19 protein-coding genes are annotated in these 24,999 nt (G+C 71.4%); 6 read left to right on the top strand and 13 right to left on the bottom strand.

Translation table 11 applies throughout. The features are described from left to right. Positions 1-35: 35 nt before the first annotated feature. The 10 genes from OG782_RS30620 to OG782_RS30575 form a co-directional block, all read right to left on the bottom strand. Entirely contained in the window at positions 36-701 is a 666-nt protein-coding gene (locus tag OG782_RS30620; protein ID WP_406456478.1) for an urease accessory protein UreF, read from the bottom strand. After that, on the bottom strand, positions 701-2,404 hold the full coding sequence (locus tag OG782_RS30615) for an urease subunit alpha (RefSeq protein ID WP_406456476.1): 1,704 nt from the start codon (positions 2,402-2,404) through the stop codon (positions 701-703). Before OG782_RS30615 ends, OG782_RS30620 begins: the two co-directional genes overlap by 1 nt. Before the next feature lies 1 nt (position 2,405). After that, positions 2,406-2,735: an urease subunit beta gene (locus OG782_RS30610; protein WP_406456474.1), complete on the bottom strand. Its 330-nt coding sequence runs from the start codon at positions 2,733-2,735 to the stop codon at positions 2,406-2,408. Next, the gene (locus OG782_RS30605; protein ID WP_148021623.1) at positions 2,732-3,034 is read right to left on the bottom strand and encodes an urease subunit gamma; all 303 of its coding nucleotides are present in this window, start codon (positions 3,032-3,034) and stop codon (positions 2,732-2,734) included. The genes OG782_RS30610 and OG782_RS30605 overlap by 4 nt, the downstream gene beginning before the upstream one ends. A gap of 243 nt (positions 3,035-3,277) precedes the next feature. Then, complete coding sequence (locus tag OG782_RS30600) at positions 3,278-7,033, bottom strand: S8 family peptidase (RefSeq protein ID WP_406456472.1); 3,756 nt, start codon at positions 7,031-7,033, stop codon at positions 3,278-3,280. Between the two features lie 107 nt (positions 7,034-7,140). Further along, the gene (locus OG782_RS30595; protein WP_406456470.1) at positions 7,141-8,292 is read right to left on the bottom strand and encodes an XdhC family protein; all 1,152 of its coding nucleotides are present in this window, start codon (positions 8,290-8,292) and stop codon (positions 7,141-7,143) included. Positions 8,293-8,328: 36 nt separating this feature from the next. After that, a complete protein-coding gene (locus OG782_RS30590) occupies positions 8,329-9,786 on the bottom strand; it encodes an NCS2 family permease (RefSeq protein ID WP_406456468.1) in 1,458 nt (485 codons plus the stop codon). Positions 9,787-10,048: 262 nt separating this feature from the next. After that, entirely contained in the window at positions 10,049-12,433 is a 2,385-nt protein-coding gene (locus OG782_RS30585) for a xanthine dehydrogenase family protein molybdopterin-binding subunit (protein WP_406456466.1), read from the bottom strand. 218 nt (positions 12,434-12,651) lie between these two features. Further along, a complete protein-coding gene (locus tag OG782_RS30580) occupies positions 12,652-13,245 on the bottom strand; it encodes a (2Fe-2S)-binding protein (RefSeq protein ID WP_406456464.1) in 594 nt (197 codons plus the stop codon). Between the two features lie 2 nt (positions 13,246-13,247). Continuing rightward, positions 13,248-14,138 (bottom strand): FAD binding domain-containing protein, encoded by an 891-nt coding sequence (locus OG782_RS30575; protein ID WP_406456462.1) that lies wholly within the window; start codon positions 14,136-14,138, stop codon positions 13,248-13,250. Between the two features lie 259 nt (positions 14,139-14,397). Between OG782_RS30575 and OG782_RS30570 the strand changes: the two genes are divergently transcribed. Both OG782_RS30570 and OG782_RS30565 read left to right on the top strand, forming a co-directional pair. Further along, on the top strand, positions 14,398-16,125 hold the full coding sequence (locus tag OG782_RS30570) for a PucR family transcriptional regulator (RefSeq protein WP_406456461.1): 1,728 nt from the start codon (positions 14,398-14,400) through the stop codon (positions 16,123-16,125). Between the two features lie 195 nt (positions 16,126-16,320). After that, entirely contained in the window at positions 16,321-17,106 is a 786-nt protein-coding gene (locus tag OG782_RS30565) for a hypothetical protein (protein ID WP_406456459.1), read from the top strand. Between the two features lie 63 nt (positions 17,107-17,169). Here the strand turns inward: OG782_RS30565 and OG782_RS30560 are convergent, their stop codons facing one another. Then, positions 17,170-17,931, bottom strand: a complete 762-nt coding sequence (locus OG782_RS30560) for a GntR family transcriptional regulator (protein WP_406456457.1) — start codon at positions 17,929-17,931, stop codon at positions 17,170-17,172. Positions 17,932-18,077: 146 nt separating this feature from the next. Here OG782_RS30560 and OG782_RS30555 point away from each other — a divergent pair, with 146 nt between their 5' ends. Both OG782_RS30555 and OG782_RS30550 read left to right on the top strand, forming a co-directional pair. Further along, positions 18,078-18,926, top strand: a complete 849-nt coding sequence (locus tag OG782_RS30555) for a (2Fe-2S)-binding protein (protein WP_406456455.1) — start codon at positions 18,078-18,080, stop codon at positions 18,924-18,926. A 192-nt stretch (positions 18,927-19,118) separates the two neighbouring features. Then, on the top strand, positions 19,119-20,204 hold the full coding sequence (locus OG782_RS30550; protein ID WP_406456453.1) for a DUF2637 domain-containing protein: 1,086 nt from the start codon (positions 19,119-19,121) through the stop codon (positions 20,202-20,204). Positions 20,205-20,256: 52 nt separating this feature from the next. On the opposite strand, the gene OG782_RS30545 is transcribed toward OG782_RS30550, so the two are convergent. Continuing rightward, positions 20,257-20,622, bottom strand: coding sequence for an ATP-binding protein (locus OG782_RS30545; protein ID WP_406459354.1), 366 nt, complete (start codon positions 20,620-20,622; stop codon positions 20,257-20,259). 311 nt (positions 20,623-20,933) lie between these two features. Between OG782_RS30545 and OG782_RS30540 the strand changes: the two genes are divergently transcribed. Continuing rightward, positions 20,934-21,326, top strand: a complete 393-nt coding sequence (locus OG782_RS30540) for a ribonuclease domain-containing protein (RefSeq protein ID WP_406456451.1) — start codon at positions 20,934-20,936, stop codon at positions 21,324-21,326. Between the two features lie 85 nt (positions 21,327-21,411). After that, positions 21,412-21,801, top strand: coding sequence for a barstar family protein (locus OG782_RS30535; RefSeq protein ID WP_406456449.1), 390 nt, complete (start codon positions 21,412-21,414; stop codon positions 21,799-21,801). Between the two features lie 58 nt (positions 21,802-21,859). Here the strand turns inward: OG782_RS30535 and OG782_RS30530 are convergent, their stop codons facing one another. After that, positions 21,860-24,241 carry a collagenase gene (locus OG782_RS30530; RefSeq protein WP_406456447.1) on the bottom strand — a complete coding sequence of 794 codons (2,382 nt, stop codon included), beginning with the start codon at positions 24,239-24,241 and terminating at the stop codon, positions 21,860-21,862. Between the last annotated feature and the right edge of the window lie 758 nt (positions 24,242-24,999).

Below are 24,999 nucleotides of genomic sequence, written 5' to 3'. Positions count from 1 at the left end.
GGGGGTTGGGCTGCTGCGCGGGGGTGGTGTCGTTGTCAGGCAAGGAAGAGTCTCCGTTCGCGTCGTGCGTGTTCGAGCGCCCACTGTTCGGTGAGCGGGGCGGTACGGGCCGGCAGTCGCTCCGGGCTCCGTACGGCGAGGGCGGTGGCCACCGCCCGTGCCGCGTCGGGTTGCGCGGCGAGGATCCAGGCGACCGAGTCGAGCGGGTCGCCGGGCAGGAGTTTCAGGGCGGCGGAGGCGATGGTCTGGAGCTCGTCGTAGACGACGGCGTGCGCCAGTTCGTCCTCGGAGACCTCCAGTACGGCTCCGAGGGCGCCGAGCGCGACCGGCCGCAGGGGCCGGGGGCTCAGGGCCGCCAGTGCGGTGACCGCCGGATGGTCCGGGGCCAGCCGCCTGGCCAGCCGGTGCACACCCCGGCCGAGCGTCGCCGACGCCTCGCGCTGCGGGGCGGCCGGGGTCCGGGCGGTGAGGGCGTGCTGCACGGGGCCGTAGCCGACCGGGTCCTGCCCGGCGGCCCGCAGGGCGAGGACGGCGGCGGCCGCCTCGGTGACGGCGGTGGTGTGCAGCCGGGCCCTCAGCAGGGCGGGGATCCGGTCGCGGGTGAGGCCTGCGGCGACGGCCGGTTCGAGTCCCGCGCTGTAGGTGTACGCGCCGACCGGGAGCCGTCCGTCGCCGAGCAGGAGCGAGGCCAGGGATGCCATCAGAACATGGAGTACCGCTGGGTCAGCGGCAGTTCGGTGGCGGGCGACGGCTCGACGGGCTCCCCGTCGATACGGATGGCGAAGGTCTCCGGGTCCACCTCGATGGCCGGCAGCGCGGTGTTGTTCGGCAGATCGGCCTTGGTGAGGTGGCGGGTGGGGCGCACGGCGACCAGTTCGCGTACGAGTCCGAGGCGTCCGGCCAGGCCGTCCGCCAGGGCGGCCGGGGCGACGAAGGTGACGGAGAGGTGCGGGGCCGCCCCGGCGGCGGCGGTGGGGCGCAGCAGCACGGGCTGAGTGGTGGGGATCGCGGCGTTGGCGTCGCCCAGGGGCGCGTACACCACCATGCCGCCCTTGATGACGGCTGCGGGGCGGATGCCGAAGAACGCGGGGTCCCAGAGCACCAGGTCGGCGAGCTTGCCCGGTTCGACGGAGCCGATGACGTGGTCGATGCCGTGGGCGACGGCGGGGCAGATCGTGTACTTGGCGACGTAGCGGCGGGCGCGTTCGTTGTCGGCGGGCAGGGCGCTGCCGCGGTCCCCGAAGCGCTGCTTCATGACGTGGGCGACCTGCCAGGTGCGGCAGATGACCTCGCCGATGCGGCCCATGGCCTGGGCGTCGGAGGAGGTGATGGAGAGGGCGCCGATGTCGTGGAGGACGTCCTCGGCCGCGATGGTGGTGGCGCGGATGCGGGACTCGGCGAAGGCCAGGTCCTCGGGGACCCGTGGGTTGAGGTGGTGGCAGACCATCAGCATGTCGAGGTGTTCGTCGACGGTGTTGACGGTGTGCGGGAGCGTCGGGTTGGTGGACGCCGGAAGGATGTGGGGGTGGGAGGCCACGGTGATGATGTCGGGTGCGTGGCCGCCGCCCGCGCCCTCGGCGTGGAAGACGTGGATTCCGCGTCCGGCGATGGCGTCGAGGGTGCTCTCGACGTACCCGGCCTCGTTGAGGCTGTCGCCGTGCAGGGCGACCTGGAGGCCGTAGGTGTCGGCGGCCTTCAGGGCGGCGTCGATGGCCGCGGGGGTGGCGCCCCAGTCCTCGTGGACCTTGTAGCCGCCCGCGCCGCCGAGCGCGGCCTCGCGCAGGGCTTCCTCGCCGACGGTGGAGCCCTTGGCGAACAGCATGATGTTGAGCGGGACACGGTCCAGGGACCGGTGCATCATCGCGAGGTTCCAGGCGCCGGGGGTGACCGTGGTGGCCTTGGATCCCTCGGTGGCGCCGGTGCCGCCGCCGATGACGGTCGTGGTGCCGGTGGCCAGGGCCTCGTGGAGGGTCTCCGGCATGAGGAAGTGGACGTGGGTGTCGACGGCCCCGGCGGTCAGGATGCGGCCCTCGCCGGAGACGACGTCGGTGCCGGGCCCGATGACGAGGTCCGGGTGGACGCCGTCGGCGATGTCGGGGTTGCCGGAGCGGCCGAGGGCGACGATCCTCCCGGCCCGGATGCCGATGTCGGTCTTGACGACGCCCCAGTGGTCGAGGACCACGACGTTGGTGATGACCAGGTCGAGGGCGCCCTCGGCGCGTGAGGAGGTGGCCTGGGCCATGGATTCGCGGATCGACTTGCCGCCACCGAAGACGGCTTCCTCGCCGCCGAAGCAGCGGTCCTCCTCGACCTCGATCCAGAGGTCGGTGTCGGCGAGCCGGATGCGGTCGCCGGTGGTGGGTCCGTAGAGCGCCGCGTAGGCGGCTCGGGTCAGTTGTGCCATGTCACACGGCCTCCTCTGCTGCGGTGCGGGCCGGGGCCGCGGTGGGTACGACGATGCCGGGGACCCTCCCGCGTCCGCCGAGCGCGACGAGGGTGACCTCCGCACCGACGCCGGGCTCGAAGCGCAGCGACGTACCGGAGGGAATGTCGAGCCGAAATCCCCTCGCCGACGGGCGGTCGAAGGAAAGTGCGGGATTCACGTCGGAGAAATGGAAATGAGAGCCGATCTGAATGGGACGGTCCCCGTCATTCACCACGGTCAGCCGAATCGTATGGCGGCCGGAATTTATGTGCAGGACGCCGGGTCCGGTCCGGATCTCGCCGGGGATCACGGGATCGGCGAGGTGATCGTGACGAGCTTGCGCCCGTCGGGGAAGGTCGCCTCGACCTGGACGTCGTGCAGCATCTCCGGGACGCCTTCCAGCACGTCAGCGCGGGTGAGGACAGATCGCCCCGCAGTCATGAGGTCGGCGACCCGGGCCCCTTCGCGGGCTCGTTCCATCGCCCAGCAGGCGAGCAGCGCGACGGCCTCGGGGTAGTTGAGGCGGACACCCCGCTCCCGCCGGTCACGGGCGACCATTCCGGCAACGCTCAGCAGCAATTTCTCCGTGTCGGACGGAGTCAGAAACATGGGAAACCTCCGTGGCGGCAGTCCCCCGGAATTCCCGGAATCGCCTCGGCCACCTTCCTCTTATAAGCCTCCGGGTGGTGCCGTGGCAACTCCCACGACACCGCAAAAAGTCCCTTTTTGCCGTTATGGCCTGCCATATACGGGCAAACCAGACAAATTTTGATCATGGGGAGAGCGCGAGGAAGGCGGCCGCGCACCCCGTTCCCGGGATGCGCGGCCGCCTCGGTCGGGGACCTCAGCAGGTCACTTCAGGCCGAAGGCCCGGATGATCTCCTGGTCCACGGCGAGACCGTCACCGGCCTCGGCGTGCGCCTTGAGCGACACGGCGGTGGCACCCTTCGCGGGGGTCTTGAACCGGGCGGTCCAGGAACCGGCCGCGTCCTTCTTCAGCTGTACCGCGCTCCAGGTCTCCCCGTCGTCGTAGCTGACCGACAGCGAGGCCTTCGCTGCCTTCACGGCGCCCTCCAGCCACTCCTGCGTGGTGGACGACAGACCGATCTCGGTCCACTTCCCGGCCTTCACGTCACCGGCGAGGTCGGTCGCGACGTCGTAGTCCAGCTGGAGCATCGGGATGTCCGCCTCCGTAGGCCCTTCCGGGTCGAGCGCACCCGAGACGAAGTTCCACTCGGTGTGCGTGCGGACGGAGGTCTTCCAGGTGTCCGCGTCGCGCGAGGCGTCGAGCACCAGCCGGTAGGGGGTCTTCTCGGGCGAGAGGTCCCAGGCGTAGCCCGCGCGTCCGGCGGACTTCTCCAGCAGGGTGTCGCCCTGGAAGAAGGCGATGATGCCGCTGTCGTACTCCTTGTCGGGCATGGAGCCGGAGTGACCGGCGCCGGAGTCCGTCCACGGCGTGATGTTGAACTGGATGTCGTTGTACGAGGACCGGAACGGTCCCCAGTAGCCGGTGCCCAGACGCGGCCGGGCGATGGGAGCGAACCAGTCGGCGGGGTACGTGCGGCCCGCCGTGTAGTCCAGGCTGCCGCTGCGCTCCTCCAGCGAGATATCCGATCCGTCCTCGTTGAACACCGAGTGGTCCTCGTACCAGAACGAGGCGCCCGGCAGCGGGGTGACCCACTCGGTGCGGGTGGCGGGGTACTTCTCGTACTCGGTGAAGCCGACGCCGTACCCGTAGTCCGGGATGTCGTAGCGGTAGCCGCCGCCGACGACGTCCCGCTGGCCGTAGAAGGTGTTCTCCACCTTCGCGAGCTGGCGCGTGGACGGTGCGAAGGCCAGCGAGCGGTCCGGGATCGTGCCGTCGTGACGGTCGACCAGGTCGTACACGTAGCGCGCGAACTTCCGCTGGTCGACGGTGAGCTTGCTGCCGTGCTGGGCGGCCTTGACCAGGCCCTCGCCGGCGAGCCGCTGGACGGAGGCGACCGGGATCGGCAGCGTGGTGCCGTAGCCGGCGTAGGGCTCCATCAGCACGCCGTCGCCCGAGTTGACGACGAACAGCGCCTTGGCGCCGGCGGCGATCGCGGCCGCGGCCCGGTCGGCCGGGGCCACCGTGTCGCTGCTGCGGATCACGACGGCCTTGCCCTTCACGTCGAGGCCCGCGTAGTCGGCGGCGGCTCCGTTGCCCGCGAAGACGCTGTCGAGCCGCTGCCGGCTGTCCTCGGCGACGGGCGAACCGCCCTGCACGGCCACCGGCACATCGCGGCCGCCGGCCGTCAGGTCGATCAGCTTCTCGCCCTGACGCCAGCGTGTCAGGAAGGAGAAGCTGCCCTGGGTGACCTTCTTGGTGGGGCTCGCCCACAGCTGGTCGTACGTCATCGGGATCTGGAACGCGTCGCGCAGGACGGTGCCGTCCGGCGCGATGCGCGCCATGTCGTAGCGCAGCTGCCGGGTCTCGGTCTCCTGCGGCGTCCGCACGCTGACCTTGCGGGCCTTCGACGCGTCGAGCGTGACCGTGGTGGCCTTGTCGAGGATGATCTCGGGGGCCGCCAGGAAGGCGAGGGCCTGCGAGTCGGCGGTGTCGCCCTTGATGTCGGCGGCGGTCCAGGCGGTGTAGTTGCCCGGGGGCAGGCGCAGCGTGGTGTCACCGGGGACGGGCACGACTCCGATGTTCGGGTCGCCGAGCTGTCCGATGATGACCTGGCCGTCCATCGGCTTGCCGGCGCGGTCACGGAGCCGGAGCGTCAGGTCGTAGAGCTCCTGCTCCTTGTTGAGGGCGAATCCGGTGTGGGCGACGACGGTGCCCGCGGCGTTCTTCGCGATCACCTGGCCGGAGAACGTGGTGTTGTTCGCGACCTTCGACGGGTCCAGCGAGAGCACGGCCTCGGCCGTCGAACCGGCCGGCACGGTCAGCTGCTTGGCCGACAGCGTGTACGCGTCCGACGCGCTGTCCGTCGCCAGGTCCAGGGTGACGTCCTGCGTGCCGCTGTTGCGGTACGTGATGGTCCGCTCGGCGACCGCTTCGGAGGGGGTGTGCGGCCAGTTGAAGGCGGCGACCGCGACGGAGCCGGTGGCCTCGATGGTCGTGTCGATCGCGGCCTTCACGTCGAGACGGCCGGTGCCCTGCTCGTACGGGGTGTAGTCGGGCAGCACCTTCGACGAGGTCATCAGCGCTTCCTTGATGCGCTGACCGGTCCAGTCGGGGTGACGCTGCTTCAGAATGGCGGCCGCGCCGGCGACATGGGGCGTCGCCATCGACGTACCGGACATCGACCGGTACATGCCGCTCACGCCGGGGACCGACTGCGAGGCGGCCGCGTTGATGTCGACGCCCGGCGCGGAGAGGTCCGGCTTGAGGCCGTAGGAGCGGGTCAGCGGGCCCATGGAGGAGAAGTCCGCGCGCTTGTCCTGCTTGTCGACGGCGGCGATGGTGAGCGCCTTCTCCGCCGAGCCGGGCGAACCGATGGTGCCGGCGCCGTAGGCGTTGCCCGCGGCGATGACGAACAGCGGGCCGCCGTCGGCCGAGAGGGAGTCGACGGCCTGGGACATCGGGTCGGAGCCGTCGTCCGGGACGCTGGAGCCGAGGCTCATGGAGACGACGTCGGCGCCCTCCGCCTTCGCCCACTCCATCGCCTCGATGATGCCGGAGTCGGCGCCCGAGCCCTCGTTGCTCAGCACCTTGCCGACGAGCAGACCGGCGGCCGGGGCGACACCCTTGTTGACGCCGTCGGACGCGGCGCCCGAGCCCGCGATCGTGGACGCGACGTGCGTGCCGTGGCCGTGCTTGTCGTCGACCTCCTCGCCGGGCACGAAGCTCTTGGACTCCAGGATGCGGTCCTTGACGTCCGGGTGGTCGGCGTCGATGCCCGTGTCCAGGACGGCGACCTTGATGCCCTTGCCGTCGTAGCCCTCGGCCCACGCCTGAGGGGCGTTGATCTGCGGGACGGAGTCCTTGAGGGCCGCCTCGACGCGGCCGTCGAGCCACAGCTTCGCGATGCCGTTGTCCAGTGAGCGGGCTGTGGAGGTGCGCGCGATGTCGTCCCAGAAGGCGCGCGCGGTGTCCTTGCCGGCCTTCAGCGCGGCGCCGTGGATGGATTCCAGCGCCCGGACGGTCCTGCTGCCGCGCGGGGCGGCCGGCAGCGAACGGCTCCTGGCCGCCGGATAGGTGGCGATCAGCGGGATGCCGCCGGTCGACTTGTCGTCGTACCCCATCTTCGCGAGCGCGGAGACGTTGAACAGGCGGCGGTCCAGCTTGCCGGCGGCGATCAGGCTCGCGGCCTCGTCGGGCAGGACGTAGATGTCGTCCCCGGCCTGCTGGACGTGGACCCCGCCGGTCGCGCCGTCGGGGCGGTCCACGGTGACGGTGTCCTGCTTGCCCGCGCCGTCGGCGTAGTGGACGACGTCGCCGGTGACCAGGGTGATGTCGTAGCCATGGACCGGGGTGGTCTGGCGGCCGGCGGACGGGGTGGGCCCCCCGGCGGCGGACGCGGAACCGGTGACGGGCAGCAGCGCACCGCTCACCAGGGCGACGGAGGTCGCTATGAGGAGGGCTCTGCGCCGCGCGCGAGCGGGTCTCGCCCGGCCGGCGGCGGTGGAGGGTGTCGATGTCATGCACCTGATTTACCGGTTGGCGCACCGGTTCGTCATGGCCCATCGCTGGCGGGAAACCGCCGCGGCGGAGAACCGCCTGTTCCCGAACCGCACCGGTCAGCCCGCCCTCAGGCCACGGAGCCGATCCGCCCGGCCGGCTCCAGGACGCCGCCGTGGTGGATCGGGGTGTGTGCGCCGGTCAGCGGGACACCGCTGCCGCCGCGCCGGGCGGCGACTATCTCGGCGGCGATCGACAGGGCCGTCTCCTCGGGCGTACGGGCTCCGAGGTCGAGGCCGATCGGCGAGTGCAGCCTGGCGAGTTCGAGTTCGGTGACACCGGCCTCGCGGAGCCGGTCGTTGCGCTCCAGGTGGGTGCGGCGCGAGCCCATCGCACCGACGTAGGCGACGGGCAGCTTCAACGCCGCCTCCAGGAGCGGTACATCGAACTTGGCGTCGTGCGTGAGGACGCACAGGACGGTACGGGCGTCGACGCCGGTACCGGCCAGGTAGCGGTGCGGCCAGTCGACGACCAGCTCGTCGGCCTCCGGGAATCTGGCCCGCGTGGCGAAGACCGGGCGGGCGTCGCACACCGTGACGTGGTAGCCGAGGAACTTCCCGGCCCGCACCAGGGCGGAGGCGAAGTCGATGGCCCCGAACACGATCATCCGGGGCGGCGGGACGCTTGATTCGACGAGCAGGGTCAGCGGCTGCCCGCACCGCGAGCCGTCCGCGCCGATGGTCAGGGTGCCGGTGCGGCCCGCGTCCAGCATGGCCCGGGTCTCGCCGGCCGCGGTGCGGTCCAGCTCCGGGTGTCCGCCGAGCCCGCCCTCGAAGCTGCCGTCGGGGTGGACCAGCAGGGGCCGGCCGAGGAGCTCGGCCGGCCCGTCGGTGATCCGGGCGACCGCCGCCGCCTCCCCCCGTGCGGCGGCGGCGAACGCGGCGGCGAACACCGCACGGGCGGGGTCGTCCGCCCGGACCGGTGTCACCAGGATGTCGATGACGCCGCCGCAGGTCAGGCCGACGGCGAAGGCGTCCTCGTCGCTGTAGCCGAACCGCTCCCGGACGGTGTCGCCGTCGTCGAGGGCCTGTTGGCACAGTTCGTACACCGCGCCCTCCACACACCCGCCGGAGACCGAGCCGATCGCCGTTCCGTCACGGTCGACGGCCAGCGCGGCACCCGGCTGCCGGGGTGCGCTGCCGCCGACGGCGACGACGGTGGCCACGGCGAATTCGCGTCCCTGCCCGGCCCACCGGTCGAGCTCCTCGGCGATGTCCAGCATCTCGGTCTCCTTGACGGGTGTGTGGAAGGGCGTGCGTCAGCTGACGCCCAGCCAGCTCTCGATCGGATGGAGTGCGAAGTAGACGACGAAGATCACCGTCAGCCCCCACATGAAGGCCCCGACCTCGCGGGCCCGGCCCTGGGCGGCCTTGATCGCGACCCAGGCGATGACACCTGCCGCCACACCGGTGGTGATGGTGTAGGTGAACGGCATCAGGACCACGGTCAGGAAGACCGGGATGGCGACGGAACGGTCGCTCCAGTCCACGTGCCGGGCGTTCTGCATCATCATGGCGCCGATGACGACCAGGGCGGCGGAGGCCACCTCGGCCGGCACGATGGCTGTGAGCGGGGTGAAGAAGAGACAGGCGGCGAAGAAGAGTCCGGTGACGACGGAGGCGAGCCCGGTCCGGGCCCCCTCACCGACGCCGGTGGCCGATTCGACGAAGACCGTCTGGCCGGAGCCGCCGGCGACGCCGCCGATCGCACCGCCCGCGCCGTCGATGAACAGCGCCTTGGACAGGCCCGGCATGCGGCCCTTGTCGTCGGCCAGCTTCGCCTCCGTACCGACACCGATGATGGTGGCCATCGCGTCGAAGAAGCCGGCCAGCACCAGGGTGAAGACGATGAAGCCGACGGTCATCGCGCCCACGTCGCCCCAGCCGCCGAACTCGACGTCCCCGAAGAGCGAGAAGTCCGGTGAGGAGACAGCGCTGCCGTTGAGCTCGGGCGGGCCGCTGCTCCAGATCTTCGGGTCGACATCGGCGACCTTGTTGATCACGATCGCGATCACGGTGCCGACGACGATGCCGATGAGGATCGCCCCGGGGATGTTGCGGGCCTGCAGCATGAAGATCAGCAGCAGGGTCACCGCGAAGACGAGGACGGGCCAGCCGGCGAGTTCACCGGTGGGGCCGAGGGACACCGGGGTGGCGGTGCCCTTCGCCACGAACCCGGCCTTGTAGAGACCGATGAGGGCGATGAAGAGCCCGATGCCCATGGTGATGCCGTGCTTCAGCGGGAGCGGGATCGCGTTCATGATCAGCTCACGCAGACCGGTGACCACCAGGAGGCAGATCACCAGTCCGTACATCACGCACATGCCCATGGCCTGCGGCCAGGTCATCTCCGGGGCGACCTGTGAGGACAGGACGCCGGAGACGCTGAGCCCCGCGGCGAGCGCGAGGGGGACCTTGCCGACGAATCCCATCAGCAGGGTGGTCGCCGCCGCCGCGAGCGCGGTGGCGGTGATCAGCCCGGGCTGGCTGAGGAGGTTGCCGTCGACGTCCTTGCCGCCGAGGATCAGCGGGTTGAGCAACAGGATGTACGCCATGGCCATGAAGGTCGTGACGCCGCCGCGCACTTCGGTCGCGACGGTCGATCCACGCTCGGATATGTGGAAGTACCGGTCGAGCCACGATCTGCCGGCGGGGACGCGCGAGCCGGAGCCCGCGTCCTTCGCACCGGTCTTCGGTTCCACTGACTGCTGGGTCATGATGCCTGACTCCCAAGGTTCACAGGGGCACCCGCGATGGAGAATCGAAATGCGGGATTTGGGATGACTGCGCTGGCGGCACGACCCGGGGGACGGCCCGAGACGAACTGTTCATGCGGAGTGGATGGATCGGGTATTGCGGGTGGAGACGGTCAAGGGCCGCGAGCGGTGCGGAACTTGGGTTCTCCGGGCGGTGCGGGCGGAGGAAGTGTGACGTTCCCTGGAGGCGCACACCGCCCGGAGAGCTGAGGAGGAGCCCCGGTCAGGTGCCGGTGAGGTGCTCAGGCCGCACCGGCGTCCTGTTGAGCTCCAGTCCCGTCGCGTTCCGGATCGCCGCGAGGACGGCCGGGGTGGACGACAGGGTGGGGGCCTCGCCGATGCCACGGAGCCCGTACGGGGCGTGGTCGTCGGCGAGTTCGAGCACATCGACCGGGATGGTCGGGGTGTCGAGGATGGTGGGCAGCAGGTAGTCCGTGAAGGACGGGTTGCGTACCTTCGCGGTCTTCGGGTCGACGATGATCTCCTCCATGACGGCGACGCCCATGCCCTGGAGGGTGCCGCCCTGGATCTGGCCGACCACGGAGAGCGGGTTGAGCGCCTTGCCGACGTCCTGGGCGCAGGCCAGTTCGATGACCTTGACCAGGCCGAGCTCGGTGTCGACCTCGACGACCGCACGGTGGGCGGCGAAGCTGTACTGGACGTGGCCGTCGCCCTGTCCGGTACGCAGGTCGAAGGCCTCGGTGGGCCGGTGGCGCCACTCCAGCTCGATGTCGACCGCCTCGTCCTCCAGCACGTCGGCCAGGTCGGCCAGCACCTCGCCGCCGTCGGTCACCACTTTGCCGTCCTCCAGGAGGAGTTCGGCGGTGGCCCAGGCGGGGTGGTACGTACCGAACTTGCGGCGGCCGATCTCCAGGACATGTTCCCGGACGGCCTCGCAGGAGTTCTTCACGGCCCCGCCGGTGACATAGGTCTGGCGGGACGCGGACGTGGAGCCGGCCGAGCCGACCCGGGTGTCGGCCGGGTGGATGGTGACCTGGGAGACGCCCAGTTCGGTACGGGCGATCTGGGCGTGCACGGTGACGCCGCCCTGACCGACCTCCGCCATGGCGGTGTGCACGGTCGCGACGGGCTCGCCGCCGATGACCTCCATGCGCACCCGGGCGGTGGAGTAGTCGTCGAACCCCTCGGAGAAACCGACGTTCTTCAGGCCGACCGCGTACCCGATACCGCGTACGACGCCTTCGCCGTGTGTGGTGTTCGACAGTCCGCCGGGCAGCGCCCGTACGTCGGCCTGCTGGCCCGCGGACTCCCACTGGCGCTCGGGCGGCAGCGGCCTGGCCTTGACCCGGCGCAGCAGTTCGGCGACCGGGGCGGGCGAGTCGACCACCTGGCCGGTCGGCAGCAGGGTGCCCTGCTCCATGGCGTTGAGCTGCCTGAACTCGACCGGGTCCATGCCGAGTTCGGCGGCGACCTTGTCCATCTGCGCCTCGTAGGCGAAGCAGGCCTGGACCGCGCCGAAGCCGCGCATCGCGCCGCAGGGCGGGTTGTTGGTGTAGAGCGCGATCGCCTCGATGTCGACGTCGTCGATGACGTACGGGCCGACGGAGAGGGAGGAGGCGTTGCCGACGACGGCCGGGGAGGCCGAGGCGTAGGCGCCGCCGTCCAGCACGATGCGGCACTTCATGTGGGTGAGCTTGCCGTCACGCGTGGCGCCGTGCTCGTACCAGAGCTTGGCGGGGTGGCGGTGGACGTGCCCGAAGAAGGACTCGAAGCGGTTGTAGACGATCTTCACCGGCTTGCCGGTGCGCAGCGCAAGCAGGCAGGCGTGGATCTGCATCGACAGGTCCTCGCGGCCGCCGAAGGCGCCGCCGACGCCGGAGAGCGTCATGCGGACCTTGTCCTCGGGCAGGCCGAGGACGGGGGCGATCTGCCGGAGGTCGGAGTGCAGCCACTGGGTGGCGACGTACAGGTCGACGCCGCCGTCCTCGGAGGGCACGGCCAGGCCGGACTCGGGGCCGAGGAAGGCCTGGTCCTGCATGCCGAAGACGTACTCGCCGCTGACCACGACATCGGCACGGGCCTTCGCCGCCTCCGCGTCGCCGCGGACGATCGGCTGGCGGTGGACGATGTTGGGGTGCGGTACGTGCCCGATGTGGTGGTCGTCGCGGCCCTCGTGGACGAGGGGCGCGCCCTCGGCGGTGGCGGAGGCCTCGTCGGTGATGACCGGCAGCTCGCGGTAGTCGATCCTGATCTTCGCGGCGGCGCGGCGGGCCGTCTCCGGGTGGTCGGCGGCGACGATCGCCACCGGTTCACCGTGGTGGCGGACCTTGCCGTGGGCGAGGACGGGGGTGTCCTGGATCTCCAGGCCGTAGTTCTTCACCGCGGTCGGCAGGTCGTCGTAGGTGAGCACGGCGTAGACGCCGGAGGTGGCGAGCGCCTCCGAGGTGTCGATCGAGACGATCTCGGCGTGCGCGACGGTGGAGCGCAGGGTGTGGCCCCAGAGCATGTCCTCGTGCCACATGTCCGAGGAGTAGGCGAACTCGCCGGTGACCTTCAGGATCCCGTCGGGGCGCAGCGTGGACTCGCCGATGCCGCCCTTGGTGCGGGTGCCCTGGTTGATATTGGTGGGGGAACCGGTAACGCCCATCGTTAGGTCCTGTCTGGAGTCCCGCGTCGTCCGCGCGAGGCGCGGGCGCAGCGGCGGTCGGTGCGTGCGATCGGTGTGCGTGGTCGTAGGTCATGTGGCGGAGTCACCCGTCCTGCGACCACGTGCGGCAAGGGGGTCCCCCCTGCTCGAGCGAAGCCGAGAGCTTGGGGGAGTGCGTGCCGGGCGTCGGGGCGCGGACGGTGGACTCCGGACAGGACCTAGACCGTTTCTTCCGCGCGGGCGGCCGCGAGGCGGACCGCGTCGAGGATCTTCTCGTAGCCGGTGCAGCGGCAGAGATTGCCGGAGAGCGCCTCGCGGATGTCCGCGTCGGAGGGCTCCGGGGTGCGCTCCAGCAGCTCGTCGGCGGCTACCAGCAGGCCGGGGGTGCAGAAGCCGCACTGGACGGCTCCGGCGTCGATGAACGCCTGCTGGATCGGGGAGAGCTCGCCGGTGTCGCGGGTCTCCTCGGTGGACGGCTTGGCCTTCCACCGCTGTGCCTTGTCGACGGTGATGCCACAGGCCCCTGAGGCGCAGCCGGTGCCGGGGTGGGCCTCGGAGCGGTGGGCGGCGAAGTCGGCGAGGCCTTCGACGGTGACGACGTCGCGGCCCTCCACCTGGCCGGCGGCGACCAGACAGGCGCAGACCGGCACTCCGTCCAGGCGGACCGTGCAGGAACCGCATTCGCCCTGCTCGCAGGCGTTCTTGGAACCGGGCAGGCCCATCCGCTCACGCAGGACGTACAGGAGGGACTCGCCCTCCCAGACGTCGTCGGCCTCGTGCCTGCGGCCGTTGACCGTGAAATTGACGCGCATGATCAGGCAGCTCCTTCGGTGCTGCGGCCGTTGCCGCGGTACGACTCCCAGGTCCAGCCGAGGGTCCGGCGGGCCATGATCCCGACCGCGTGCCGGCGGTAGCTCGCGGTGCCGCGCACGTCGTCGATCGGGTTGCAGGCGGCCGCGGCGAGCGTGGCGAACTGCTTGGCGATGGACGGCGTGATGATCGTGCGGCTGTCCCAGAACCCGCCCTCCTCGAGCGCGGCGTTCAGGAATTCCTCGGCCTCCTTCGCCCGTACGGGTGTCGGGGCGGCGGATCCGATGCCGGTGCGGACCGTGCGGGTCTCGGGGTGCAGGGCCAGCCCGAAGGCGCAGACGGCGATGACCATCGCGTTGCGGGTGCCGACCTTGGAGTACTGCTGCGGCCCGTCGGCCTTCTTGATGTGCACGGCCCGGATCAGCTCGTCCGGTTCGAGGGCGTTGCGCTTGACGCCGGTGTAGAAGGCGTCGATGGGGATCATCCGGGTGCCGCGGACGGACTCGGCCTCGACTTCGGCGCCTGCGGCGAGCAGCGCCGGGTGGGCGTCCCCGGCGGGGGACGCGGTGCCCAGGTTGCCGCCGACGCCGCCGCGGTTGCGGATCTGCGGCGAGGCGACGGTGTGCGAGGCGAGCGCCAGTCCGGGCAGCTCGGCGCGCAGGTGCTCCATGATGGCGCTGTACGAGACAGAGGCGCCGAGCCGTACGCTCTCCTGGCCCACCTCCCACTCGGACAGGTCACCGATGCGGTTCAGGTCCAGGAGGTACTCGGGCCGCCGGTGGTCGAAATTGATCTCGACCATCACATCGGTGCCGCCCGCGATGGGCACAGCCGTCGGGTGCTCGGCCTTGGCGGCGAGCGCCTCCTCCCAGCTGGCGGGGCGAAGGAAGTCCATGAGTGGCTCTCTTCTTCTCAATCGGGTCGTTCGCTGGGGCTGGGGACGGCCGGCCCTCGACTGGTCGTTCATGTGTTGTTAACGCGGTGTGTGGCCCAGTACACAAGCCCTGCGCCAACTGGTGCAGTCACCGAAACCATGAAGCAGTTGGCTGGTCTCCACCCCCGTCTTGTAGATTCGAACGAATGGCGGGGATCGGTTACCTCGCGGCAATACCCAGTTTTCCCCCGCACCAACGAACGAGATCGGCGGCGACGAGATGCGGCTGCGCGCACTGCTGGAGAACGATGCGCTGGGCCTGCGGCTGCTCGGCGGCGACGGCGAGCTGGACCGGTCGGTCCGCGGCGTGATGACCACCGACCTGCGCGACCCCAGCCGCTACCTCACGGGCGGCGAGCTCGTCCTGACGGGCCTGGCCTGGCGCCGCGACGCGAAGGACTCCGAGCCGTTCGTACGGATCCTGTCCGCCGCCGGTGTGGCCGGCCTCGCGGCGGGCGAGGCGGAGCTCGGCGACATCCCGGACGATCTGGTCGAGGCGTGCCACCGGCACCGGCTGCCGCTCTTCGCGGTCAATGAGACCGTCGCGTTCGCAACGATCACCGAGTATGTGGTCCGCCAGGTGTCCGGCGAGCGGGCCGGTGATCTGGCGGCGGTGGTCGACCGGCACCGACGGCTGATGACCTCGGGCCCGGCGGGCGGCGGTCCCGAGGTGGTCCTCGACCTGCTCGGCTCCGACCTGGACCTGCACGCCTGGGTGCTGTCCCCCACCGGACGGCAGATCGCGGGCGCCGGCGCACCGCTGCCGGGACCGGCCGGCGCGGAGCTGGCCGGGCTGCACCTGGCCGCGGTCCGCTCCGGCCGGCGCGCCCCGCACCGGGCCGCGGTCGGCGGGGTGACCTATTCGCTCTTCCCGATCCGCAACAACAGCCGGGGGGCGGTGCCCGCCTCACGCGATGTGCGGGAGTCGGTGCTCTCCGACTGGCTGCTCGCCGTGGAGGCCGACGCGGGCGACTGGCCGGCTGCCCGGCTCGACCTGCTCCAGGGCGTCACCCAGCTGATCGCGGTCGAACGCGACCGGCGCGACGCCGCCCGTACGGTACGCCGCAGGCTCGCCCAGGAGGTCCTGGAACTGGTCCAGGCGGGCGCCCCGCCCGCCGAGATCGCCGCCAGGCTGCGGGTCGCCGCCCCGGTGCTGCTGCCCGGCCTCGGTATCGCGCCGCACTGGCAGGTGGTGGTCGCCCGGGTCGAGTGGGCCGAGCAGGACGCGCCGGGCGGCGCCGGCTCCGGGATCGCGGGCGGCCCGGTCGCCCAGGCGCTGCTGGAGGAGATCCTGGTCGACCCGGCCGTGACCGGGCCCGACACCGCGGACCGGATCGCGGTCGCCCACACGGGTGATGAGGCCATCGCCCTGGTACCGCTGCCCGCCGTCGGGGCCCCGCTGCCGGATCAGGGCGAGACCGCGGACGGGGCGGCGGCCCCGGAGGGCGACCCCGCGCTGCACGCCGACGCCCTGCTGGCCGCCGTGCGCGCCCCGCTCTCCGCGGGCCTCGCCGACGACGGCCGCCTGACACTGGGTGTCAGCGCCTCGGTGCACTCGGCGGAGGGGCTGCGCGGCGCGCTTGAGGAGGCCCGGCACGCCCGCCGGGTGGCGGCGGCCCGTCCGGGGCGGGTCTGCGCGGCCGGCCACCACGAGCTGGCCTCGCACGTCCTGCTGCTGCCGTTCGTCCCCGACGACGTGCGCCGCGCGTTCACCGCACGGCTGCTCGACCCGCTGCGCGACTACGACCGGCGCCACCGGGCGGAGCTGATCCCGACGCTGGAGGCGTTCCTGGACTGCGACGGTTCATGGACCCGCTGTGCGGCCCGGCTGCATCTGCACGTCAACACACTGCGCTACCGGGTCGGCCGAATCGAGCAGTTGACGGGGCGTGACCTTTCGCGCCTCGAGGACAAGCTCGATTTCTTCCTCGCCCTGCGGATGAGCTGATTCCCGGGGGCCGGCGCCGCCCCGCGGGCTGCGGCCGATTGTGAAAAGTTTCACCTGACATTGCCGCGACCTCTTGGCCCGGCGTGCCATTCCGTGCTGTGATGCGGCCAGACTCAGAGCATCCGGCCCCTGACGGCCGGACGCTCTCCACAGCTCGATGGCGCGCTCGGGGAGGGCAATGTGGCGTATACCGCCATGTCTGGTTCCGGAACGACAGCAGATGACGATCCGCCGCTCCAGACAGCCGTATGGCGGTTGCGCTCACGCGCCTGCTGGACGGACGCCGCGGCCCTGCTCGAGCACGACGCCACCACCGATCCGGCCGCGGCCGTCCAGCGGACGGCGCTGCTGACGGAGCGGTGCGTCTACACCGGACAGGGCTGGACGGACGCGGAGGACGCGCTGCGCACCGCCGAGGCCATGGCCCACGACGACGCCGAACGCGGGGCCGCCGCCTGCGAGCGGGGCTATCTGGCCTACGCCTTCACCCTGCTCAAGGTACGGGACAGGGCCGACGAGGCCAGGGTGGCGCTGAGCCGGGCCGCGGCGCTGCTCTCCCCGGCCGCCCCGGGCCGGCCGCTGCTGGACTTCCGGCGGGGTCTGATCGCCCAGAACATCGCCGATTCACCGCAGGCCGCCCGCGCCGCCTACCGCAGGGCCCACGCCGGTGCCACCGCGCAGGGCGACGCGCTGCTGCTCTCCTCCACCTGGCGCCACCTCGCGCTGATCGCCCTGCGCGAGGGCGAGCTGGCGGAGGCCCGGCACGGCTTCACGGAGTCCCTGCGGATAAGGGAGGAGCTGGGCTATCTGGTCGGTACGGCCCCGGCGCTCATCGCCCTGGCCGACGCCGAGCCCGAGCCGGAGGAGGCGACCCGGCTGCGCGCCGAGGCGGGCCGGCTGTTCCGGCTGCTCGGCGGTGTGCCGACCTGGCTGGCACCCCATCTGGACCCGCCGGGACCGGGGACGGCCGAGGCCAACTGAGGACGGGGCGCCGGCCCGGGACCCTGTGCCCGGGCGGTCGCCCCGCGGGCGCCGGGCCGGGTGTCAGCCCCTGGCGCCGGTGAAGTGTTCCCGTACGAGCGACTGCACGACCGCCACGTCCTGCGCGATCAGCGCGTCCAGCAGCGCGGTGTGTTCGGAGGCGTCCGCCAGCAGGTCGGCGCGGCGGGTGACGGGGTTGCCCTCAAGGGGCCACTGGGAACGCCGGTGCAGATCGTCGGCCACCATCACCAGCCGGCTGTTGCCGGCGAGCGAGAGCACCGCCCCGTGGAAGGCCCGGTCGGCCTCCGCGTAGCTCGCGCGGTCGCCGACGGCGGCCGCGGCCACGGTGGCATCGGCCATGGGGCGCAGGGCGCACCAGCGGGCCGGCGGCACGGTGCGGGCCAGCCGCAGCATGACGGGAACCTCGATCAGCGCCCTGACCTCGGCCAGCTCGGCCAGCTCGCGCGGGCCGCGCTCGGCGACCCGGAAGCCGCGGTTCGGCACGACCTCGACGGCCCCCTCGACGGCCAGCTGCTGCATCGCCTCGCGCACGGGAGTGGCGGACACCCCGAATCGGGCGCCGAGCGCCGGCGCGGAGTAGACGTGGCCGGGAACCAGCTCGCCGTCGACGAGTGCGGCGCGCAGCGCGTCCAGGATCTGGCCGCGCACCGAGTGCCGCTGCACCGCGGCCCGAGGGGGCGCCTGCTCGCTGTGGGTGTGCTCACCACGGGCCTGTTCCGGCACCCGTACGGACGCGGAGGCGGTCACGGACACGGCGGACGGATACGGCGCCCGCGTCTCCTCACGCGCTCTGCCCTGCTCCACGGGTACCTCCTCGGCCGGTCGCGGGTGCGGCTCGCGCGTGCCGCGCCCCCTGTGCACGATAGGCGCAGGAGGCCGCAGTTCAAACATCGATCCTGTCGGGTAAGGTAAGGCTTACCTGCTGACGATCGTGATTCGGTGGTCCCTGCATGACTCTCCCCACCCTGCTTCCCGCAGTGACGACCTCGGCCTTGGCGGACGCGTACACCCGCCTCACCGAGGTCTTCCCCGGGCTGCGCGCCGAGATCCTCGCGGACGGCCGGTCCGCCCCCGACGGCGCCGGCTGGGTGGGCGCGCACGAGCTCGCGGCCGGCGGCGACGCCCTGGACGCCTTCCTCGCCCACGACCACGCCCAGGTCCTGCGGGACTACGGCCGGCAGGCCAGGCCCGACGTGATCGCCAGCTTCGGCCTGCACCGCTATGCCTGGCCGGCCTGCCTGCTGGTGACGGTGCCGTGGTTCCTGCACCGCCGGGTGCCGCGGATCCCCGTCGAGGACGTCGCGTTCCAGCGCACCCTGGGCCACCTGACCGTCCGGGTACGGGAGTTCGCCTGCCTTCCCGGGGATCCGGCGGCCGCGCTGCCGGGCGCCCGGGTGGTGGCGGACGAGGCGGCGCTGCGCGCCGAGGTGCTGGCCGCCGTGGCCGAGCATCTCGGCCCGGTGCTCGACGGCTTCGGACCGCGGATGCGGCGCGGCAAGCGGGCCCTGTGGGGCATGGCGACCGACGAGATCGTCGAGGGCCTCTGGTACATCGCCCACCTCCTGGGCGAGGAGCGGCGCGCCATGGCCGAGCTGGAGGCGCTCCTGCCGGGCACCACGAAGCCGTACGTCGGCACGGCGGGCTTCCGCGAACTGACCGGGCCGGACGGCGAGTCGCTGCCCACCCGCGACCGGGCGAGCTGCTGCCTCTTCTACACACTGCGGCCCGAGGACACCTGTGTCACCTGTCCGCGCACCTGCGATGCGGACCGGGTCCGGAAGCTGACGCCCGCCCCCTGATCCACACCGCCCGCACGGGTGGCGCGATTCGAACACAACTCCTCTGCCGCATACGGGCATTCGACCAGAACGTGAATATCCAACGGCTCTGCCACCCCATTGGCGTTCTCTTGCCCCGAAACCGCCTGAACGTGAGTGAATCCCCGGCACGATGGCGCCCGAAACGCCCTATCGCGACGCAAGGGACCGCGCATGAGACTGACCGACATATCGCTTGACTGGCTGCTTCCGGGCGCCGTGCTGCTTGCGGGGGTCATGGCGGCGGTGGCGGTGGCGGTGGTCGCGCGCGGCAAGCGCACCTCTGACACATCCGCGACCGACGACTCCTGGGAACGCAGCGAGGACCGGCGCAGACGCAAGGAAGCGCTCTACGCCACCGCTTCGTACGTTCTTCTGTTCTGCTGCGCGGCGGTGGCCGCCGCGCTCTCCTTCCACGGTCTCGTCGGCTTCGGCCGGCAGAACCTCGGCCTCTCCGGGGGCTGGGAGTACCTGGTGCCGTTCGGCCTCGACGGGGCGGCGATGTTCTGCTCCGTGCTCGCTGTGCGCGAGGCCAGCCACGGTGACGCGGCGCTCGGCTCACGGCTGCTGGTGTGGACCTTCGCCGGTGCCGCCGCCTGGTTCAACTGGGTGCACGCGCCGCGCGGACTCGACCACGCGGGCGCCCCGCACTTCTTCGCGGGGATGTCGCTCTCGGCGGCCGTACTCTTCGACCGGGCCCTGAAGCAGACCCGGGTCGCCGCACTGCGCGAACAGGGCCTGGTGCCCCGCCCGCTGCCGCAGATCCGGATCGTACGGTGGCTGCGCGCCCCCCGGGAGACCTTCGGCGCCTGGTCGCTGATGCTGCTCGAAGGCGTTCGCACGCTGGACGAAGCGGTCGACGAGGTACGCGAGGACCGCCGGGAGAAGGAGCAGAACCGTCTCCGCAGGAAGGACCAGGAGAAGCTGGACCGGGCGCACATCAAGGCCCTGAACCGGCAGAACCGGGCCTGGGGCAGGGTCGGCCGGGGCAGCACCCAGGTCGACGTCCAGGCCCTCAGCCCTGCGACGGGCTCCGCACAGTCCGTCGCGGAGCCCGCCATATCCGAGCCGGGTCAGCTGCCTCTGCGACCCCGGCCATCCCTGCAAGCCGTAAACCGCTCGAACTCCACGAGCGTCCCGGAACTGGGCCCGACTGATCCACGATCGGCCGACCTCACCGCCGAGGACGACACCCAGGCCCTGCCTCGGCTCGACTCGCTCGAGCAGAAGCTCAAGGACCTGGAGCAGCAGTTCGGCTGACACGCCGGACGACGGCCCCGCAGGAGGCGGCCCTGACGGTCCCACCGGACCGTCAGGGCCGTTCGCCGTCCAGTTCGAACCAGACCATCTTGCCCAGGGCGTGCGGGCTGATCCCCCAGGAGTCCGCGAGGCTCTCCACCAGGATCAGCCCCCGGCCGTGCGTACCGTCGTCGGCGTTCGGTACGTGCGACACGGGGGGCATTCCCGGGACGAAGTCCCTTACTTCCACCCGCAATCGCTGCGGGGCCACGCTCACGGCCACGACCGCGCCGTCGCCCGTGTGGACCAGCGCGTTGGTCACCAGCTCGCTGAGCAGCAGCTCGGCCACCTGCGCGGGCTCCTCCTTCCACCGGTAGCGCAGTAACTCCCGGACCGCACCTCGCACCTCGGCGACGGCCGCCAGATCAGCCCGGCCCAGTCTGCGGTGCATCCGGGCCACTTCCTGACGCTCCATCGTTTCCCCCGCCCGCACAGTGAATCGCCCCCTTGTTCTCGAAAGTCCTCACGCAATGCATGCCCCGCCTACCGGCAGTCACGCTTGCCGATTCGTCACGAGGGCGGCGAACAGGGCGGTTCCGGGCAGTCTTCGTGCGCCCCTCGAGCCCGCCTGCAGATACGGCCGTCACCACCGGCGGCCCGCGATGTTCGCCGTCCCTCCGGTTAACTTCCGGAAAATTCACCCGGATTGGCGTTGACGGGACCACATCTACGCGCGTCATCATGGTGGGTATGCGAATCCCCCCACGGATCACCACGCTCGGCGGCGCGGCCGCCCTCCTGTCCGTCCTCTTCGTCGGCGGCCCCGTCGCGTCGACCGCGACCGCCTCCACCGCCTCGGTCGGCAGCATCTGCTATTCCGACCTCCCCTCCCAGGCGCACGACACCCTCGATCTCATCGACGAGGGCGGCCCGTTCCCGTACGACCAGGACGGTGTCGTCTTCCAGAACCGCGAAGGCGTGCTGCCCGGCCGGAGCACCGGCTACTACCACGAGTACACCGTGATCACCCCCGGCTCCCCGACGCGCGGCGCGCGACGGATCGTCACGGGTGAGGAGAGCCAGGAGGACTACTACACCGCCGACCACTACGCGACCTTCGATCTCGTCGATTTCGGCTGCTGATCCGCGTCCCCCCGATCCGGTCCGCGCCGCAGTCCCCCACCTGCGGCGCGGATCACGGCAGCGCACGCACTTGTACGCTCCCCGCATGACCGTGACCTATGTGATCGACGGCTCCGAGGTCACCGGCCTCGAGCGTTTCTGGGACGTGATCGGCGAGGCGGTGAACGGGCCCGGCGGGTACTTCGGCCGGAATCTCGACGCCTTCGCCGACTGCCTGAGTGGCGGGATGGGCACACCTGACGACGGCGACTTCGTCATCGAGTGGCGCGAACACGCACTCTCGGCCCGTGCGCTCGGACACGAGGAGACCGCCCGCTACCTTCGCAGGCTGGCGGACCGCGCCCACGCGAGCAACGGTCCTCGTCTGCGGGCGGAGGCGGCGCGGGCCGGCGAGGGGCTCGGACCGACCCTGTTCGAACAGCTGGTGGAGATCATCCGGGACCGGACCGGGCCGGACGCCCTGCGGCTCCTCTGAAACCCGGTCCGGGCGTCACGGACGCGGAGAGCCGCACCCGTGACGCCCGGCCGGGGAATCAGTACTGCGTCGAGATGTCCACTCCGCCGAAGCCCTCCACGGCGTAGAGACTGATGTAGTTGATCCCGGCCGCCGGGTTGTCGACGGTCAGTGTGTGGGCGTTCCCGCTGCCGGTGTCCCGCTGGGTGTAGGAGCCGGTGGTGGCCCAGCCGTTCGCGCTGTAGTAGAGGTCGGCGTCGCCCGTTCCGCCCTTCGCGGTGATCGTGAGCCGGTCGGTGCCGGCGGGCACGTAGATGTACAGGTAGGAGTAGTTGCCCTGGGTCGCCTCGCGTCCACTGCGGGTGCAGTTCTGGCCCAGTTCACGGACGTCGGTCGCGGTGCACTCCGGGGATGTCGGGGGGTTGGTGGTGGTGCCGCAGCCGCCCGCCGCGCACGCCGTCAGCCAGGTGTTCCAGTCCGAGTCGTAGCGGCTGCCGATGGTGGAGGTGAGCAGGGTGCGGGCGCCGTTCCAGTCACCGCTGCGGTAGAACCCCAGCAGGGTGTCCATGTCGGAGCGGTGCGACTGGAGCATGTAACGGACGGCCAGATAACCCCAGTTGTAGATGCGGGTCTGGTCGGCGTTCTCGTAGGTGCTGTCGAACAGGGAGCTCAGGGTGTAGGTGTGCGCGGCCGCCTGGGTGACGGCGTCGTCGTAGGTGACATCACGGTAGGAGTAGGAGACGAACTCCGCGAAGCCCTCGACCCACCAGATGGTCGGCGTGGTGAGGCCGTCCTCGAAGTCGCCCGCCATGTCGAACCGGCCGTCGAGGTAGTGCGTGTACTCGTGGTTGAGGTTCCAGATCTGGAAGTCGGGGCGCTCCCATTCGGCCTCGTAGGCGATGAATCGCGGCTGGTTGCCGGCCGCCGACGGGTCGCCCTCCAGGTACATGCCGCCGTTGTTGGTGTCGATGCCGTAGATGGCGCCGGCGTAGGTCTGGTAGTCGGTGCTCGAATCGAAGACGACCACCTCGATGGTGGTGTTGTTGTCGTCGGCGACGGGTCCGCTGTCCCGTGCGATCTCGTGGAAGTAGGCGTCCTGGCCCTTCAGGCTGGTACAGGCCTTCGAGAGGTCGGACGAGGACATCTGCTGCGCCAGGATGCGGATGCTGTCACTACAGGTGTACTCGACGGGGAGAACGGCGCTCTTGATCCGTGCCGCCAGGTCGCAGGTGCCGTACGCGGCGCAGTTGTCGGGTTCGTAGTAGTTGGCCATCTCCGCGAGTCCGACCCAGAGCGGGGCGGTCGGCCCGGTCAGCGAAGTGCGGCCGAGGAGATCGATGACGAGCGGGCGCGCCTTGGGCCGCAGCGACTCCTCCTGGAGGAAGCGCGCGAGCTCGCGGCCGGCGTTCGAGGCCAGGTAGGAGCGGTTCGTGCCCAGCAGGTCGAGGTGGTCGCGCGCGAAACCGGCAAGGGCGTCGATCAGGCTCGGGTCGGCCTCGACGGCGCTGATGAACTCGGGCACCTGGTGGCCGCGGAACGTCACCGTGTAGACGCTGTTGACGGCGTTGAGCATGTACCAGGAGCTGTCGTACGAGGAGTCGTAGTCGGCGAGCAGGCGCTTGACGACGTTCAGGTAGCGGGCGTTCTGTACGGCGCTGTCGATGAGGATGACGGCTTCGGCCAGGGTTTCCCCGTTGGCGTCCGTGACGTCGAAGGCGTGCGCGGAGGCGAAGAAGGCGTCGAGCCCGCCCTGGATGGCGGTGCGGAGCGGGTCTCCGTAGTCGCCGACGGTGGTGGGGTCGTAGTACTGGACGTAGTAGCCGGCCCGGAGGAACAGCACCAGCTGCGGCATTCCGGTGCTGCTGTCACCCGGGTACGCGGCCGATCCGTCGCGCAGGGCGTCGGCGACGCTGACCATCTGGGCCTCGCGGAAGGCGAGGTAGCCGTCGTTGCCCTTGACCCCGAACAGGGTGTTGACGCAGTCCGTCGTCGAGGACTTGATCTGCTGGACCAGGGCGCTGCCGGTGCGGCTCGTGAAGTCGGCGACGGAGCACGCGGCGGCCGGGGCGATTCCGGCGGCCTTGGCGGCCGAGCGGGCCTTGGCCTTCATCGACGGGGCCGGGTGGCTCGGCGCGGCGGGGCGCGGGTCGTCGTAGTCGCGCTTCAGCGCGTCCTTCGACGCGGCCTGCGGCGCCCGGTCGGCGGGCTTCACGGCCCCGCCGCCTATGTGGCCCGCGTCCTGGACGGGCGCGGTGAGGGCCTGCGCGGTGGGGCCTCCCGGCTCCGGTGCGGCGCTGTCGACGGGCTTGTGGGCTCCGGCAATCGCGGATGCGGACGCCGCGGCGGAGGGCCGGGGCTCGGCTGCCCGGCTCGGTGCGGCGAGCATGCCGACACCCAGGCAGGCTGCCAGGGCCACGGTTGATAGCCCGGTGAATCTCTGTCGAACCGATCGGTTCTTCACGTGCCGCCTCCCAGCGGTGTGGGGACCGCGCGACGTTGCGCGGCGTGGGGGATGGCGCGGGCGAGGCCGGACGGGGGTAGCCCGGAATGACTCATGACATGAGCACGACCTCAAGCGCGACCGTCTGTACAATGGCACATGTCACATGTTCTTTGGAAGGCGCTGGGCGCACATTCATCCGCGCGCCAACTCCCGTCCGCGGCAATCTGCTTGCGGGCGATGCCGTTTCAGCCGGAGTTCCGCCCGTGACCGAACCCCGGCTCCCCCGCACACCGGCTGCCATGACCTGCCGGTGCCCCCGGCTCAGGACGCGGCGGGGACCAGGTGAGTCATGTGCCGGCCCCTGGGGCCGGACGGGGATGCGCGCCACCGGGCGGCCCCGCATGCCGGCCACGGCCCGGCCGAGGGCGGCTCGACGCCGCGATCGACGAGCTCGGACGGGTCAAAACCCATGGGAACAGGCCGGGTTGCCAGGCGCGGTCGACGCCGTGATCGCCGGATTCGAGGATGTCGTACGGTCACTGCCACAGGCGGTGGATGGCCCGTGCGGGGAGCGTCGGGTGGCGGCCGTCCTCGCGCGGCACGCCCGGACGGAGGGCAACGGCCCCGGTTGTCCGACCGTCGGCGCCGGTACTCACGTCTGCGTGCCGCACCGGACCGCGACGACGGCCCGCTGGAGCGCGGCCGGCCCCGCACGGCAGAGCCTGGACGCCAGGATCGAGGACGACCTCGTGATCACCGGGACGGCACCCGGCTCA

Source organism: Streptomyces sp. NBC_00876, from assembly GCF_045207435.1.
Lineage (GTDB): Bacteria > Actinomycetota > Actinomycetes > Streptomycetales > Streptomycetaceae > Streptomyces.
Note: the sequence above shows the minus strand (reverse complement) of the source record. Positions and strands in the feature narration are given on the sequence as shown.